General features: G+C 59.0%; 16 protein-coding genes. 11 read left to right on the forward strand and 5 right to left on the reverse strand.

The genetic code is table 11. The annotated features are described in order from the left end of the window. The first annotated feature begins 266 nt into the window (after nucleotides 1–266). Both ACMGGM_RS16070 and ACMGGM_RS16075 read left to right on the forward strand, forming a co-directional pair. On the forward strand, nucleotides 267–869 hold the full coding sequence (locus tag ACMGGM_RS16070; RefSeq protein ID WP_014882387.1) for an ATP-dependent Clp protease proteolytic subunit: 603 nt from the start codon (nucleotides 267–269) through the stop codon (nucleotides 867–869). 134 nt (nucleotides 870–1,003) lie between these two features. Continuing rightward, entirely contained in the window at nucleotides 1,004–2,125 is a 1,122-nt protein-coding gene (locus ACMGGM_RS16075) for a cupin domain-containing protein (protein ID WP_063666866.1), read from the forward strand. A 61-nt stretch (nucleotides 2,126–2,186) separates the two neighbouring features. On the opposite strand, the gene ACMGGM_RS16080 is transcribed toward ACMGGM_RS16075, so the two are convergent. Next, complete coding sequence (locus ACMGGM_RS16080; RefSeq protein ID WP_014882389.1) at nucleotides 2,187–3,605, reverse strand: PLP-dependent aminotransferase family protein; 1,419 nt, start codon at nucleotides 3,603–3,605, stop codon at nucleotides 2,187–2,189. A gap of 176 nt (nucleotides 3,606–3,781) precedes the next feature. Between ACMGGM_RS16080 and ACMGGM_RS16085 the strand changes: the two genes are divergently transcribed. Next, nucleotides 3,782–3,943 (forward strand): DUF1127 domain-containing protein, encoded by a 162-nt coding sequence (locus tag ACMGGM_RS16085; protein ID WP_014882390.1) that lies wholly within the window; start codon nucleotides 3,782–3,784, stop codon nucleotides 3,941–3,943. Nucleotides 3,944–3,983: 40 nt separating this feature from the next. Here the strand turns inward: ACMGGM_RS16085 and ACMGGM_RS16090 are convergent, their stop codons facing one another. Next, nucleotides 3,984–5,372 carry a PLP-dependent aminotransferase family protein gene (locus tag ACMGGM_RS16090; protein ID WP_023331931.1) on the reverse strand — a complete coding sequence of 463 codons (1,389 nt, stop codon included), beginning with the start codon at nucleotides 5,370–5,372 and terminating at the stop codon, nucleotides 3,984–3,986. A 103-nt stretch (nucleotides 5,373–5,475) separates the two neighbouring features. Here ACMGGM_RS16090 and ACMGGM_RS16095 point away from each other — a divergent pair, with 103 nt between their 5' ends. Then, nucleotides 5,476–5,955, forward strand: a complete 480-nt coding sequence (locus tag ACMGGM_RS16095) for a carboxymuconolactone decarboxylase family protein (RefSeq protein WP_014882392.1) — start codon at nucleotides 5,476–5,478, stop codon at nucleotides 5,953–5,955. Here the strand turns inward: ACMGGM_RS16095 and ACMGGM_RS16100 are convergent. Continuing rightward, the gene (locus ACMGGM_RS16100) at nucleotides 5,942–6,844 is read right to left on the reverse strand and encodes a LysR family transcriptional regulator (protein ID WP_063943929.1); all 903 of its coding nucleotides are present in this window, start codon (nucleotides 6,842–6,844) and stop codon (nucleotides 5,942–5,944) included. The genes ACMGGM_RS16095 and ACMGGM_RS16100 overlap by 14 nt on opposite strands. 100 nt (nucleotides 6,845–6,944) lie before the next feature. Between ACMGGM_RS16100 and ACMGGM_RS16105 the strand changes: the two genes are divergently transcribed. The 7 genes from ACMGGM_RS16105 (at nucleotide 6,945) to ACMGGM_RS16135 (ending at nucleotide 12,653) form a co-directional block, all read left to right on the forward strand. Next, the gene (locus ACMGGM_RS16105) at nucleotides 6,945–8,360 is read left to right on the forward strand and encodes an aldehyde dehydrogenase family protein (RefSeq protein WP_045134365.1); all 1,416 of its coding nucleotides are present in this window, start codon (nucleotides 6,945–6,947) and stop codon (nucleotides 8,358–8,360) included. 153 nt (nucleotides 8,361–8,513) lie between these two features. Next, complete coding sequence (locus tag ACMGGM_RS16110) at nucleotides 8,514–8,837, forward strand: antibiotic biosynthesis monooxygenase family protein (RefSeq protein WP_014882395.1); 324 nt, start codon at nucleotides 8,514–8,516, stop codon at nucleotides 8,835–8,837. Next, nucleotides 8,830–9,225, forward strand: coding sequence for an amino acid-binding protein (locus ACMGGM_RS16115; RefSeq protein ID WP_045134364.1), 396 nt, complete (start codon nucleotides 8,830–8,832; stop codon nucleotides 9,223–9,225). The genes ACMGGM_RS16110 and ACMGGM_RS16115 overlap by 8 nt, the downstream gene beginning before the upstream one ends. After that, nucleotides 9,200–9,901 (forward strand): ArsR/SmtB family transcription factor, encoded by a 702-nt coding sequence (locus ACMGGM_RS16120; RefSeq protein ID WP_023331936.1) that lies wholly within the window; start codon nucleotides 9,200–9,202, stop codon nucleotides 9,899–9,901. Before ACMGGM_RS16115 ends, ACMGGM_RS16120 begins: the two co-directional genes overlap by 26 nt. A gap of 151 nt (nucleotides 9,902–10,052) precedes the next feature. Continuing rightward, the gene (locus tag ACMGGM_RS16125; RefSeq protein ID WP_032637586.1) at nucleotides 10,053–10,523 is read left to right on the forward strand and encodes a MarR family winged helix-turn-helix transcriptional regulator; all 471 of its coding nucleotides are present in this window, start codon (nucleotides 10,053–10,055) and stop codon (nucleotides 10,521–10,523) included. Next, entirely contained in the window at nucleotides 10,520–11,587 is a 1,068-nt protein-coding gene (locus ACMGGM_RS16130; RefSeq protein ID WP_108444094.1) for an HlyD family secretion protein, read from the forward strand. The genes ACMGGM_RS16125 and ACMGGM_RS16130 overlap by 4 nt, the downstream gene beginning before the upstream one ends. Beyond that, entirely contained in the window at nucleotides 11,577–12,653 is a 1,077-nt protein-coding gene (locus ACMGGM_RS16135; protein WP_014882400.1) for a DUF2955 domain-containing protein, read from the forward strand. Before ACMGGM_RS16130 ends, ACMGGM_RS16135 begins: the two co-directional genes overlap by 11 nt. On the opposite strand, the gene ACMGGM_RS16140 is transcribed toward ACMGGM_RS16135, so the two are convergent. Next, complete coding sequence (locus ACMGGM_RS16140) at nucleotides 12,650–13,921, reverse strand: DUF445 domain-containing protein (protein WP_014882401.1); 1,272 nt, start codon at nucleotides 13,919–13,921, stop codon at nucleotides 12,650–12,652. The two genes, ACMGGM_RS16135 and ACMGGM_RS16140, sit on opposite strands and share 4 nt — an antisense overlap. A 3-nt stretch (nucleotides 13,922–13,924) precedes the next feature. Beyond that, a complete protein-coding gene (locus ACMGGM_RS16145; RefSeq protein ID WP_014882402.1) occupies nucleotides 13,925–14,578 on the reverse strand; it encodes a LysE family translocator in 654 nt (217 codons plus the stop codon). Between the last annotated feature and the right edge of the window lie 18 nt (nucleotides 14,579–14,596).

Consider the following 14,596-nt stretch of genomic DNA (forward strand, 5'->3'; position numbering starts at 1 on the left):
CGGTGCTGAGTTAACTGTCGAGAAAATATACACGTCCCGTCACGTAAGAGACTGTTTCTGCTGGCTTTCATCTTAACACATTAAATATCATTATCATTTAACAATATGATAACCGTATGAAGAGGAAGTATAGCGAACGGTTGTCGACTGGCGTGTCGTTTGCCTGCGCACGTTTCATCATCGTTCTCGCGATCTGTCTCTGAGGACTTTACCCCGTAAAACAGGCTACACTCTGGTTTTGAGCGCGACAAGCTGAGGAAACAACAATGCTCTACACACTGAAAGAAAGCGACAAGGATAAGGCGGAAGGGTCAAACGGCGCGGGCGCTCTGCAGCAAAAACTGCTGGAATCCCGTTCGATTGTGATCTCCGGGGAGATCAACCAGGAGCTGGCGCAGAAGGTGATCACCCAGATGATCCTGCTGCAAAGCGTCAGCAACGATCCGATCAAGCTGTATATCAACAGCCAGGGCGGCCACGTGGAAGCGGGTGACACCATCCACGACTTTATCAAATTCATCCGTCCGGAAGTGCACGTCATCGGTACCGGTTGGGTGGCGAGCGCGGGGATCACCATCTTCCTGGCGGCGAAAAAAGAGCACCGTTATTCCCTGCCTAATACCCGCTTTATGATCCACCAGCCGCTGGGCGGCGTGCGCGGTCAGGCAACGGATATTGAGATCGAAGCGCGCGAGATCATCCGCATGCTGGATCGCGTGAACAAGCTGATTGCTGACGCCACCGGCCAGCCGCTGGAGAAAGTGAAAAAAGACACCGACCGTAACTTCTGGATGTCGCCGGCAGAAGCGCTGGACTACGGCATCGTGGGCAAGCTGATTACCCACTATGACGAACTGAAGCTGGACTAAGTTTTAGCGCCGTATTGCGTCGGGTGACGGCAATGCCTTACCCGACCTACGCGAGCTGGTTTGACCCATGACAAGTTCCCCCTCCACCGTCTCCCCTATAATCGCGCCTGTTTCCCCTCTCACTGGTGCTACCCATGGCGTATCAACTGAACCTGAACTGGCCGGAATTTCTTGAAAAATACTGGCAAAAACAACCCGTTGTGCTGAAAAATGCCTTCCCGAATTTTGTCGATCCGATTACCCCGGACGAGCTGGCAGGTCTGGCGATGGAGCCGGAAGTTGACAGTCGTCTGGTGAGCCACGCTAACGGCAAATGGCAGGCCAGTAATGGTCCGTTTGAACACTTTGACGATCTGGGCGAAACGGGCTGGTCGCTGCTGGCGCAGGCGGTGAATCACTGGCATATGCCCGCGGCGGAACTGGTGCGTCCGTTCCGCGTTCTGCCGGACTGGCGACTGGACGATCTGATGATCTCCTTCTCCGTGCCGGGCGGCGGCGTGGGTCCGCATATCGATCAGTACGATGTGTTTATCATTCAGGGGATGGGCAGCCGCCGCTGGCGCGTGGGGGACAAGCTGCCGATGCGTCAGTTCTGCCCGCATCCGGCACTGCTGCATGTTGATCCGTTTGAGCCGATCATCGACGAAGATCTTGCGCCGGGCGATATCCTCTACATTCCACCAGGATTCCCGCACGACGGCTTTACCCACGAAACGGCGCTCAACTACTCCGTCGGCTTCCGCGGGCCGAACGGTCGCGATCTGATCAGCAGCTTCGCCGATTACGCGCTGGAAAACGATCTGGGCGGCGAGCACTATAGCGATCCGGATCTGACCTGTCGTGAACACCCGGGCCGCGTGGAGCAGTACGAGCTCGATCGCATTCGTCAGATGATGATCGAGATGATCAGCAAGCCGGATGATTTCACGAAATGGTTCGGCAGCTTTGTCTCGACGCCGCGCCACGAGCTGGATATTGCCGCCGCCGAGCCACCGTATGTGCCGGAAGAGGTGCTGGATGCGCTTCAGGGCGGCGAAACGCTGTCTCGCCTGAGCGGCCTGCGCGTGCTAAATATTAACGGCAGCTTCTTCATTAACAGCGAACAGCTTGAGACGGTGGATGCGAAGGCCGCGGATGTGCTGTGCCGCTACACCGAACTCGGCCAGGCCGAGCTGGGCGATGCGCTGAAAAACCCGGCGTTTGTTGAAGAGCTCACCGGGCTGATTAACCAGGGGTACTGGTACTTCGACGAGTAGTGCGGCACGGCTTTCTCCCTCTCCCTGTGGGAGAGGGTCGGGGTGAGGGCATCAGGCCGCACTAGCCCTCCTCCATCGCAATCACAATCGCTTCACCCATCTTCTTTAATGCCTCGCGATTTTTGTCCGTCGGCGGCAGCGCCACGTTGATGCGCAGGCAGTTGCGGTACTTCCCTGACGCGGAAAACAGCGAACCGGCTGCGGCCTGGATCTTCAGCCGACACAGCTGCTTGCTGACGCACACCATATCCACCTTCTCCGGCAGCTCAACCCACAGCAGGAAGCTGCCCTGCGGGCGGGTCACGCAAATCCCTGCCGGAAAATACTGCCGTACCCAGCAGGTATAGGTTTCCATATTCTGCTGATAAATCTGGCGCATACGGCGGACGTGGCGATGGTAATGGCCGTCGCGAATAAACGCCGCCACCGCCATCTGCGTGCCCGGTACGTTAAACCCGCCCGCGGCGTATTTCATGTGCATCACCCGGTCGTAATAGCGTCCCGGCACAATCCAGCCCACGCGCAGACCCGGTGCCACGGTTTTGGTAAACGAGCTGCAGAGGATCACCCGGCCGTCGATATCCATCGAATGAATGGTTCGCGGACGCGGGTACTCCGCCGCCAGCTCGCCGTAGATATCATCTTCAACAATCACAATGTCGTGCCGCTGGGCGAGGGCTAAGACCTGCTTTTTCCGCGCTTCCGGCATGATAAACCCGAGCGGGTTATTGCAGTTGGGCACCAGGATCACCGCTTTGATCGGCCACTGCTCCAGCGCCAGCTCAAGCGCCTCAATGCTGATCCCGGTTTCCGGGTCGGTGGGAATTTCAATCGCCTTGATGTTAAACCCGCGCAACATCTGCATGGTGCCGTGAAATGACGGCGACTCCACCGCCACGATATCCCCCGGTTGACACACCGAGAGCAGGGCAATCGACAGCGCGCCGTGGCAGCCGTTGGTGATGACAATCTCGTTCGCTGCCACGGTGGAGCCGCCGTCCAGCATCAGGCGGGCGATCTGCTCGCGCAGCTCCAGGCGCCCGTCGAGCACGTCATAGCTCAGCATCTCACCCGGATTATGCTGCGCGATGCGGCTCATCTCGCGCCACAGGGGCTTCAGGCTCGGCTGGTTAATGTCCGGCGAACCGCCGCCAAAAGAGATCATCTCTTTGTCAGCGCGGGCGTCCAGCAGCATCATCACCTCATCCCACTGGGTGACGTCCACGGGGCGCTGCACCGGGCGCGTCATCGCCGGGACGGGCGGCTGGGCTTTACGCTGCGAAACAAAATAGCCGGAGCGCGGCTGGGGCGTGATCAGCTGGAGGTTTTCAAGGATCTGATAAGCCTGCTGTATGGTGCTGATGCTCACGCCGTGCTCCTGGCTCAGCGTGCGCACCGACGGCAGACGTTCGCCGCTGCGATACAGCCCTTGTTCAATGCGTTCTGCCAGGAGATTGGCCAGATGTTGATAGCGCGTCATGCTGTATCCTTTGTTTTCACCATACAGATTGTAAAACCAGTACAGATTGCCGTAAAAAATGCCATGCAGATACCGTTTTAGCGGATCTGTATGGTAAACAAAAGGTGTTTTTGCATCTGTATTGCACAGGCGGATTTCCAGGATGATAACCCCACTGGCACAGTGAGGAGAGCATCATGGAATTTTTCGAGAATCGTTCTAAAAGACCGTTTATCGTGTTTGTCTGGATCGCGAAAACGCTGCGTAACTGGTATCGCATCAACCGTACCCGCCGCATCCTGAGCCAGATGAGCGATGAGCAGCTCAAAGATGTGGGTTTATCCCGCAATGACATTTAAACCGTAGGCCGGGTCAGGCGCAGCCGCCACCCGGCGATGTTCAACTCAACAGCGCAAGCGTCTGCCGTTTCGGCCTTTCCAGCAACGCCACCGCCTCCTGGTATGTCCGCACGTTGTTGTAGCCCATCACCAGCCCGTAGCGTTTTCCCGACCCGCGGTACCATTCGGAGAGCGCGTTAACCTGCAGCTGCTGTTCCTGCCAGCAGCGCGCCACTTCGCGGTCACAACTTCCTTTGGTCAGAAACGCCACGATATGCATCCCGCCGTCGTTCTGCTCGGTGAAAAACAGATCGCCATACACCTCGCGCAGGGCGGCAATCATCCAGTCGCGGCGGGTCTGATACAGCGCGCGCATCTTTTTCAGGTGACGGAAAAAATGGCCTTCGTTGAGAAATGCGGTGAGGATCTTTTGCGTCAGCACCGGCTGGCCGCTGGTGGTAATGTCCGCACAGTCGGTAAACGCCCCGACGGTGCTGGCGGGCATCACCACGTATCCCATGCGCAGCGACGGCATGATGGTTTTGCTGAAGGTGCCCATAAAAATTACCCGGTCGTGCTGGTCGAGGCTTTTCAGCGACGGCAACACCTTGCGGGTGTAGTGAAACTCGCCATCGTAATCGTCTTCGATGATCCACGCCTCGTTCTGGCTGGCCCAGTCGAGCAGCTGCTGTTTACGCGGCAGGGAGAGCGTCACCGCCAGCGGGCTCTGGTGCGACGGGGTGACGAGGGCAAAACGGGCGTCGCGATGGTGGCGGAGGAGGTATTCCGTGTCCATGCCGCAGCGATCGACCGGCACCGTGTGCAGACGCGGCACGATCCGCTTCAGGAGCTGCTGGCCCATAAAGTAGCCCGGATCTTCGAACACCACCTTGTCGCTGCGGCTGGCGAGCGTGTCGAGGATCAGGCGCAGGCTGCCGCTGTAGCCGCTGGTGATGAGCACCTGCCCGGCGGTGCAGGACAAGCCACGCGAGATATTGAGATAGCTGGCGATGGCCTGGCGCAGCGGGTACCAGCCCAGAACGGGCGGGTTAAGCATCTCCTCCTGACGCATGGCGCGCGTCGCCTGGCCTGCCAGCAGCAGCCATTTTTTGTACGGAAAGCTGTCGAGGGATGGGATGCCAGGGCGCAGAAACCCTGCCCGCTCGCGCTGGCTGATAAGCGACGCCGGAAGCGTACCGGTAGGCTGTTCCGTTGGGGCAGGACGCTCCGGCAACAGTAAGTCCGGGTTGACCCGCGTGCCGCGCGCGCCCTGGCTAACCAGATACCCTTCGCCCGTCAGAATGGCATACGCCGTTTCGACCGTTTTACGCGCCACCTTCAGCTCTTCGGCCAGCACGCGGATGGCGGGCACTTTGTCGCCCGGCTTGAGCACGCCGCGCGTAATGTTGTCGCGATAGCGGGAGTAGATCTCGTGATAGCCCGGCTTCATGTCCTACCTCATTTCACGCTTTTTGTGTCTTTTTACTATGTCATGAACGGCGTAGATTTGCCTCATCGCATCACCGATGCCGCACAAAAAAAGAGGAAAGACCATGAGCACTCGCGTCAACCACCATAAAGTTACACCTGCCCTCGCTAACGCACTGTCTGCCCTGAGCATGGAGGTGGCGAAAACTTCCATCGACCCGGCGCTGAAGCACCTGATCGACATTCGAGTGTCGCAGCTGAACGGCTGTACCTTCTGTCTGGATATGCATTCGAAAGAGGCCAAAATTGCCGGCGAACGCGAGCTGCGCCTGTACCATCTGGCGGCCTGGCGTGAATCCCCGCTGTTCAGCGCCCGCGAAAAAGCCGCGCTGGCCTTTACCGAAGCGCTGACGCAGATTGGCGTGCATGGCGTGAGCGATGCCCTGTACCGCAGCGTGGCGGAGCACTTCTCGGACGTTGAGATTTCAGAGCTGAACTTCGCCATCGTGGCGATTAACGCCTGGAACCGTCTGGGAATTACCTCCCGCATGGCGCCAGGCTCGCTGGATGCGGCTTACGGGTTGAATAAAGCTAACCTGGAATAATGCCGCGCTCGCGGATCATCGCCACCAGCGCCCGTAACCCTGGCGGGACGTGGCGATGACCAGGATAGTAAAGGCGCAGCCCGGCAAACGGCTGCGTCCAGTCGTTTAACACGCTCACCAGTTCCCCGCTCTCAAGCTCTTCCTGGATATAGAGTTCCGGCAAAAATCCCACGCCTAACCCCGCTTTTACGGCGCGGATCGAGGCGAAAAGATCGGACGTCGCAAAGCGCGGCGGCACGGCAAGCGCGTACGTTTCCCCCCGACGGGCCAGCTCCCAGCGGTAGATCCCGCCGTGAGCCATACGCATGCCGATCCCCTGATGTTGCAGCAGATCGTCCGGCGTTTGCGGAATGCCGTGACGTGCGAAGTAATCTGGCGTGGCGGTGACGAGCTGGCGGATCTCCCCTGTCAGCGGTACGGCGATCATGTCCTGCGGGATGGACTCTTCGAGGCGGATCCCCGCGTCGTAACCCTCGGCGACGATGTCGATCATGCGTGCTTCACTGAAGATCTCCACGCGCATTTTCGGGTAGCGGATCATAAAGTCGATCAGCAGTTGGTCGAGAAAAAGCGAGCCGATATGGTTCGGTACGTTCAGACGCAGCGTTCCGGCAGGTTCCCCGGTGTCGCTGTGGATCTCCTCACCCGCGAGGCGGATTTCCTGCAAGGCCGGCCCCACGCGCGCCACGTAGCGCTGCCCGGTGTCCGTAAGCGCCACGCTGCGGGTGGTGCGGTTAAAGAGGCGAGTCTCAAGGCGGCTCTCCAGCCCGGCGATGGCATTGCTCACCGCCGTCGCGGACATCCCGAGCTCCTGCGCCGCGCCGCGAAAACTGCCGCGCCGCACCACGGCCATCACCACTTCCAGCTCTGTCAGACCTGAACGATGCATAGATTATCCTGAAAATCGAAACAACCCTTGCAGCATAGCGTGGATTATCGCAACGGAGAAGCCGTGCCAGACTGTGCTCACACAGCCTGAGGAGGCTTATATGCACCAGATCGAACAGATTTTTATTAACGGCGAGTTTGTTACCCCGCACGGCACCGAATGGTTTGATTTGTATAACCCGGCGACGGCGCAGGTTATTGGTCAGGTTCGTCTGGCGGATGAGGTTGACGCCGGACGCGCCATCGCGGCGGCGAAGGCGGCGTTTCCGGCGTGGTCAAAGACCACAAGGCCGGAACGCATCGCGGCGCTAAAACGCATGCACGCCGCCGTGGTCGCTCGCCACGACGATCTGCTGGAAGCGATCGTTGAAGAGTATGGTGCGCCCGCCTCGCGTTCCGCCTGGATGGCCCGCTATCCGGCCGAGGTGATTGCCCAGGCCATTGAGGCGCTGGAGGCGTTTGAGTTCGAGACAACCGCGGGGGCCGCGACGGTACAGATGACGCCCCTTGGCGTGGCCGGGCTGATCACGCCGTGGAACAGCGACGCGGGTTTTATCTGCGGCAAGCTGGCGGTCGCGCTGGCGGCAGGCTGTACGGCAGTGATCAAGCCGAGCGAAATGAGCGCCCTGCAAACCCGGATTGTCACCGAAGCGTTGCGCGATGCTGCTTTGCCGCCGGGCGTGTTTAACATTGTCACCGGACGCGGTGACATCGTCGGGGACACCATCAGCCGCCATCCGGACGTGGCGAAAATCTCGTTTACCGGTTCGACGAATACCGGCAAGGCCATTCTGCGTAACGCGGCGGAAAGCTTTAAGCGCGTGACGCTGGAGCTGGGCGGTAAATCGCCGACGATCCTGCTGGATGATGTGGACTTAGCGCAGGCGATCCCGCTGGTGATTCAGGCCGGGTTTATGAACAGCGGGCAGGCGTGCGTGGCGGGAACGCGCATTCTGGTGCCGCAGTCGCGTAAAACGGAAATCGAAACCGCGCTGGCGCAGGCCGTGGCGGCGGTGAAATCCGGTGACCCGCGCGACAGTGCCACGGACGTCGGCCCGATGGTCAGCGAGAAGCAGTGGCTGCGGGTGCAGGGATATATTCGTCAGGGGCTCGACGGGGGCGCACGGCTGCTGGCAGGAGGCGAAGGGCGGCCAGCGGGCACGCAGGACGGCTGGTTTGTACGCCCGACGCTGTTTGCTGACGTGAATAATGACATGGTGATTGCCCGCGACGAGATTTTTGGCCCGGTGCTGTGCATCATTCCCTATCAGGACGAAGCGGAGGCTATCGCGATTGCCAATGATACCGAGTACGGCCTGAGCGCGATGGTGCTGGGTGAGGATGTGGACCGCGCCCGCCGCGTGGCGCAGCAGATTGTCTCCGGGCGCGTGCTGGTGAATACGCTTGCCCATGAGCCGAAAGCGCCGTTTGGCGGGTTTAAGCACTCCGGCGTGGGGCGCGAGATGGGTGAGTGGGGGATTCGGGCGTTTATGGAGCCGAGGTCGATCCTGGGCTAAAACCTGCCCGGTGGCGCTGCGCTTACCGGGCCTACAGGTGCTCGTAGGCCGGATAAGCGCAGCGCCATCCGGCAAAAACACTTCGTCAGTCGCCGAAGTATGAAGTTAATTTTCTCTGCATTCTCTCCTCACTATCACAACGGAGAGACACTTATGATCGCAGTCCTTTTCGAAGCCAAAGCGGAGCCTCATCATCAGGCCCGCTACCTGCAACTCGCCGCTGAACTCAAACCTTTGCTGGCCGACATTGATGGTTTTATTGATATCGAACGCTTTCAGAGTTTGACCACCGACGGCAAAATCCTGTCCCTTTCCTGGTGGCGGGATGAAGAGGCCATCCGCAGCTGGAAGCAAAACGTCTTTCACCAGGCGGCGCAGGCCGAAGGGCGGGGATCCATTTTTGCGTACTATCGCATTCGCGTGGCACAGGTCGTGCGGGAATACAGTTCCGAAAACGGAGGGCAGGCGAATGTATGACGTTCACGTGATTTTCAGCGACAGGCCCGGCGAGCTGGCGCGCTTTGGGCAACTGTTAGGCCGTCACGGCGTGGGGCTGGAGGGGGGCGGCGTATTTGGTACCGATGCCCATTTCCTGGTGGAGGACGGAGAAAAAGCCTGCCGCGTGCTGATGGAGGCCGGATTTACCGTTCAGGCGGTGCGCAAGCCGGTTATCAGAAAACTCAGGCAGGAGCGGCCAGGCGAGTTAGGTGACATCGCGGCGGTGCTGGCGGCACGCGGTGTGTCTATTCTTACCCAGTACAGCGACCATGCGAATCACCTTATTCTGCTGACGGATGATGATAAGCTGGCCGCAGAGATCACCGAACCCTGGGCGCCCCATGTTAAAAACGAACCAGCCTCCTGAGAACAGCGCGGCACTGGAACAGGCCATTGCGGCGGTGGCGGCGGCAATGGCCGATCCCTCGCGCGTGAAGATGCTCTGCGCGCTGATGGACGGGCGGGCGTGGACCGCTACCGAACTCAGCACTGCGGCAGATGTTGCGCCGTCGACCGCCAGCGGGCATCTCGCCCGGCTGGTGGAGGGAAAGTTGATTACGTGTTTATCGCAAGGGCGGCACCGCTATTATCGCCTTGCCGGGCACGACGTCGCGGCGCTGGTCGAGCAGATGATGGGGCTCTCCTGGAGCCGCATTACGCCGCCGGAAACGTCTGCGCCAAAAGCCCTGCGTGAAGCCCGCACCTGCTATAACCATCTTGCCGGAACGGTGGCGGTTCAGATCTATGATTTTATGCAGGCGGAAGGCTGGCTGGAGGATGACGGTTCCGCGCTCACCCTGTATGGCCGTGAGCAGTTTCTGAAACTCGGCATTCCATTAAATGCTCATCCCCATCGCAAGGCCTGCTGCGCCTGCCTCGACTGGAGTGAGCGACGGTTTCATCTTGGGGGAGACGCTGGCACGGCGCTGCTAACTTATCTGGAGAGTAAAGGCTGGATCCAGCGGGTGATGGGGTACAGGGAGGTGGTGGTGACGGCGTCGGGGAAAAGTGCCATTACCCGACATTTTAGCTTTAGCCGTTAAATTCCACTGCGGGCTGATGCCCTCACCGCGGCCCTCTCCCACAGGGAGAGGGAGAACGTCGTTTTCGCAATTCCTGCGCTTTCGTCCCTCGTTTCTTGATACTTACCCTGATAACTATTATCTTGACTGCGTGTGACGAGAGGGACTCCCTATGAGTGAAGAAGAACTGTTTAGCCGCAGGCCGATGGGTATGCGGATGGCGATGATTGTGCGTCAGTGGCGTGCGGTGATCGACGATGCCATTCTCGATACCGGGTTAACCCAGTCGAGCTGGACGGTGATGATGCAGCTTTTTCAACTTGGGGATAACGTCTCAATGAGTGAGCTGGCGGAGGTGCAGGGCATTGAACTGCCGCCGCTGATGCGCACGCTCACACAGCTGGAAAAACAGGGTTACCTGCTGCGCACCACATCGCCTTATGACAAGCGCATCCGGCTTCTGACGCTGACGCCTGAGGGAAAAGCCATTTTAAAAAGGCTTACTCAGGTGATTGAGACCTATCAGGCGCGGGTATCGCAAAATATCGCGCCGGAACATATCGATATCTTCAGCGCCACCCTGAATCAAATCGCCTGTAATTTGCGGACAATCCGCGAAGAAGACAACAAGACCGAAAAATAATGACCCCTGAACAAAAGTTTGCCCGCTGGGTAAGGGTGAGTATTGCCTCTTTCCTGCTGATGTTTATCTATTTTGTCGTCGCGGATATCTGGATCCCGCTGACGCCGGACTCCACCGTGATGCGCGTGGTGACGCCGGTTTCTCCGCGTGTCTCCGGCTATGTGGCGGCCGTGCATGTGCACAACAACAGCCAGGTGAAGCGGGGCGATCTGCTGTTTGAACTCGACGACACGCCGTTTCGCAATAAAGTGGAAGCGGCGCAAATCGCGCTGGAGCAGGCTCGTCTTTCCAACCAGCAGCTGGACGCGCAGATCGCCGCCGCGCAGGCCAGCCTGAAAACCGCCGTGCTGACCGCGCGTAACGATAAAGTGACCTTCGAACGTTATCAGAAGCTGAGCACGTTACAGAACGTCTCGCAGGCGGATCTGGATAAAGTCCGGACCACCTGGCAGAGCAGCGAGCAGTCCGTCAGCACGATTCAGGCTAATATCCGGAACCTGCGTATTCAGCGCGGCGAGCGGGATGAACACCGCAACGTCACGCTGCAAAAATACCGCAACGCGCTGGATGAGGCGGAGCTGAATCTCGGCTGGACGAAGGTGTATGCTCAGGCAGACGGCACGGTCAGTAACCTGCAGTTAAGCCCCGGTTTTTATGCCTCCTCAGGCGCAGCGGCGCTGGCGCTGGTGAACAACCAGACCGACATCGTGGCCGATTTCCGCGAGAAAAGCCTGCGCCATACCCATCAGGGCACCGATGCCGCGGTGGTGTTTGACGCCTTTCCGGGACACGTCTTCCGCGCCCACGTGACCAGCAGCGACGCGGGGATCCTCGCGGGTCAGGAGGCGGTGAACGGCCAGCTCTCCGAGCCGGAAACCTCGAACCGCTGGGTGCGTGACGCCCAGCGCATGCGCATTCACGTCATGCTGGACGAGGCGCTGCCGAAGCCACTGCCGACCGGCGCGCGGGCGACTGTCCAGCTCTATAACAGTGAAGGGCCGTTTGCGCGCTTCTTCTCCGGGATGCAGATCCATCTGGTGAGCCTGCTGCATTATGTCTATTAATACGCTGGCGCGGGTGTTTACCCCGCACGGTAACATCGTCTACACGGCAAACGACTTTCGCCAGACTTTGCGCATCGTCTTTGCAGGGATGATTGCGCTGAGCATTTCCAGTTTCTACAACACCAGCTACGGCGTGTTTTTTGTGGTCTACCCGATCATGCTGCTCTCGCTGGTGCCGGTCTTCAACCGCCATGTGGCGAAGCAGTTTATCTTCAGTGCATCGCTGAACTGCGTTGAAATGGTGATTATCATCGGCTATCTGTCGCAATGGCCGGTCATCATGACGCTGGTGGTGTTTGCCCTGTACGTCATGCGTTTTCGCTTTATGAGCAAAGGGCCGCTGTTCCTGTTCGGGTCGATGGGCGTGGTGTGCCAGAGCGTGATGCTCAATTTTATGAGCTACCCCACCACCAACTGGCACACGCTGCTGTTTTCCAACATCGAAGCGAGCGTGATGGCGGTGTGCCTGAGCGCGCTGATGAACTATCTCCTGCCGGACGTGGAACCCCGCAAGCCGCCGCCATTGATTGAGAAAGACGATGCCCGCGTGCGCCATGAGTCGCTGCTCTCCGGCACCGTCGCGACGCTGATTTTCGTCGTTTTTCAAATCAGTGACTTAAGCGATTCCCTCTCGGCGCTGATGGCCGGGATTTTGATCCTGTTCCCGATGCACTATCGTGGCGCGGTGATGAGCTCCATCTGGCGCGTGGTCGGCGTGGTATTGGGCTGTCTTTATATCCTGGTTGTCCAGCTCATCCTCTACGACCACAGTAGCCATATGCTGCTCATGATGCCGCTGATTGGCCTTGGGCTGGCGTTTGGCGCACGTCTGCATGTGATGGAGAAAGTGGGCGCAGGCGTAGGATTTTCAAGTATTACCACCATCGGCATTATGTTCGGGCAGAACATGCACCCTGACAGCGACCTGGTGTTCAGCGATCTCTATCGCATCACCTCCGTCACGTTTTCGCTGGTGGCGACGCTGACGATGGTCTTTCTGGTGCATTTAATCCTGAATCGCTTCGAGGCGACGCGCTATATCATCGCGCCGCCCAAAGCGGATTAATGTCCCAGCACGGCAGGCAGCTGCGAGAGTAAAAACAGGATCAGGCCAATCGTCCCGCCCACCAGCGTACCGTTGACGCGGATAAACTGCAGATCTTTGCCGATATTCAGCTCGATCTGGCGGGACATGTCTTTAGCATCCCAGCTTTTCACCGTGTCGCTGATGTGGCGGGTCAGGAACGCGGCGAAATCCGGCGCGACGCGATGCGCGGCCTGCTCCAGATGCTCGTTCAGCGACGCCCGCAGGCTGGCATCGTTTGTCAGCGTTTCGCCAAACCACAGCCCGGCGTTGGCGATGCGCTGCTTCACGCGCGAGTCTTCACTTTGCATATCCGCCTTCAGCCACTGGCGCAGATCGGCCCACATTTCCCCCAGATAGCGGTTAAACGCCTCGTCATTTTTCAGGTAGTGCTTGATGTTGTCGGCTTTCGCCGCCATTTCCGGATCGTTTTTCAGGTTGTCGATAAGCTTCAGCGTGGCCCGGTCGAACGCCTGACGGATCTGGTGCGTGCGGTCGTGGCTGATATCGTCCAGCAACGTGTTCACCGCATTCGATACCATCTCTGCACTCTGATCGCCCAGCCACTCGGTGGGCAATACCATCGCTTTGCGGGGATGTTCGGTCTTCAGCCAGTGGACGATCTGGTCAGAGATAAATTCCCGCGTGCTGTCGCGCTGAATCAAGGTAATCAGGCGGTTGATGATGGCATCGAGCAGCACCTGGTGGCGGTTGTTTTTGGTCATGCTCTCCAGCATCACGGCGCTGGTTTCGGTGAAATCGACCTTATCGATGGCCTTATGCACCGCGCGTTTGAGCATCCGCTGAATGCGCCCGTCGTCGGTCAACTCAAGGAACCCGCTCATCACCTGCATCAGATGCAGCCCGACGCGCTGGGCGTTGTCAGGCTTGCTGAACCAGGCACCGATCATGTGCGCGGGTTCATAGCGGCGGATTAACGCTACCAGGGACTGGGTATCCAGAAACTTCTCCTGCACAAACTGGCCAAGATTGTCGCCGATACGGTCTTTATTGCGCGGGATAATCGCCGTATGGCGCGCGATAAACGGAATGGGGACCCGGCGAAAAAGCGCAACGACGGCGAACCAGTCCGCCAGTGCGCCGACCATCGCCGCCTCGGCAATCGCCTTTACCCCGCGCACCCAGAAAGTCTGCGGGAGGAACAGAGTGAAGATAAACGCCGCGGCGGCAACCAGCAGCAGCGACAGCGCGAGAAGCTTAGCGCGTTTGAGTTCAGCTATTTTTTCCATGGGTTAAGGATAGAGGGAGACGGGAAGAAAATGCAAAAATCGCCACAGCACCCACCCACCAAACCCCATCAGCACCACGCCCGCCGTGCGTTCAATCCACCCGAGCGCACGGCTGAGCTTCTGTTGCACCGCTCGCAACCCCATTAGCGACACCAGCGCCAGATCCCACACCAGCACCACCATCACCATCCAGACGCCGCAGGTTGCCTGCTGAAGCAGCGTGACGTCTGGCCCCAGTAACGCCGTCATCAGCGCCAGATAGAACAGCGCGTTCTTCGGATTAAGCAGTGCCGAGCCGAGCCCCAGCAGGATTTGCTTACGCAATGCGGGAAGCCGCTGATGAGTTTCATTCAGCGCCAGCGTCTGCGGGCGGCTGCGCACCAGGTGCGAGCCAATCCACAGCAGGTACAGCGCCCCGGACAGTTCGATTAGCGTAAACAGCCACGTAAACTGGCGCAGGGCGCTCCAGCCGACAATCACCAGAACAATATAGAGCGCGTTACCCGCGGCGATGCCGAGGCACAGCCCGGCGCTGCCGCGCAGTCGGTAGCGCGCCGCGTAGCCCACAAGCAAGAAGAAATCCGGACCCGGGCTTAACAGCGCAACAAAATGCGCCAGCGCCAGGGCGAGAAAAGCGGAAGGGAAGAACAGTTCCATAGTGACCTCATAGCCGTA

The organism is Enterobacter sp. BNK-14 (genome assembly GCF_047456095.1).
GTDB lineage: Bacteria > Pseudomonadota > Gammaproteobacteria > Enterobacterales > Enterobacteriaceae > Enterobacter > Enterobacter kobei.

Excerpts from the sequence above, each read along its gene's own strand:
- ACMGGM_RS16070 (WP_014882387.1), top strand. The coding sequence starts at position 267 with ATGCTCTACACACTGAAAGAAAGCGACAAGGATAAGGCGGAAGGGTCA.
- ACMGGM_RS16075 (WP_063666866.1), top strand. The coding sequence starts at position 1,004 with ATGGCGTATCAACTGAACCTGAACTGGCCGGAATTTCTTGAAAAATAC.
- ACMGGM_RS16080 (WP_014882389.1), bottom strand. The coding sequence starts at position 3,605 with ATGACGCGCTATCAACATCTGGCCAATCTCCTGGCAGAACGCATTGAA.
- ACMGGM_RS16085 (WP_014882390.1), top strand. The coding sequence starts at position 3,782 with ATGGAATTTTTCGAGAATCGTTCTAAAAGACCGTTTATCGTGTTTGTC.
- ACMGGM_RS16090 (WP_023331931.1), bottom strand. The coding sequence starts at position 5,372 with ATGAAGCCGGGCTATCACGAGATCTACTCCCGCTATCGCGACAACATT.
- ACMGGM_RS16095 (WP_014882392.1), top strand. The coding sequence starts at position 5,476 with ATGAGCACTCGCGTCAACCACCATAAAGTTACACCTGCCCTCGCTAAC.
- ACMGGM_RS16100 (WP_063943929.1), bottom strand. The coding sequence starts at position 6,844 with ATGCATCGTTCAGGTCTGACAGAGCTGGAAGTGGTGATGGCCGTGGTG.
- ACMGGM_RS16105 (WP_045134365.1), top strand. The coding sequence starts at position 6,945 with ATGCACCAGATCGAACAGATTTTTATTAACGGCGAGTTTGTTACCCCG.
- ACMGGM_RS16110 (WP_014882395.1), top strand. The coding sequence starts at position 8,514 with ATGATCGCAGTCCTTTTCGAAGCCAAAGCGGAGCCTCATCATCAGGCC.
- ACMGGM_RS16115 (WP_045134364.1), top strand. The coding sequence starts at position 8,830 with ATGTATGACGTTCACGTGATTTTCAGCGACAGGCCCGGCGAGCTGGCG.
- ACMGGM_RS16120 (WP_023331936.1), top strand. The coding sequence starts at position 9,200 with ATGTTAAAAACGAACCAGCCTCCTGAGAACAGCGCGGCACTGGAACAG.
- ACMGGM_RS16125 (WP_032637586.1), top strand. The coding sequence starts at position 10,053 with ATGAGTGAAGAAGAACTGTTTAGCCGCAGGCCGATGGGTATGCGGATG.
- ACMGGM_RS16135 (WP_014882400.1), top strand. The coding sequence starts at position 11,577 with ATGTCTATTAATACGCTGGCGCGGGTGTTTACCCCGCACGGTAACATC.
- ACMGGM_RS16140 (WP_014882401.1), bottom strand. The coding sequence starts at position 13,921 with ATGGAAAAAATAGCTGAACTCAAACGCGCTAAGCTTCTCGCGCTGTCG.
- ACMGGM_RS16145 (WP_014882402.1), bottom strand. The coding sequence starts at position 14,578 with ATGGAACTGTTCTTCCCTTCCGCTTTTCTCGCCCTGGCGCTGGCGCAT.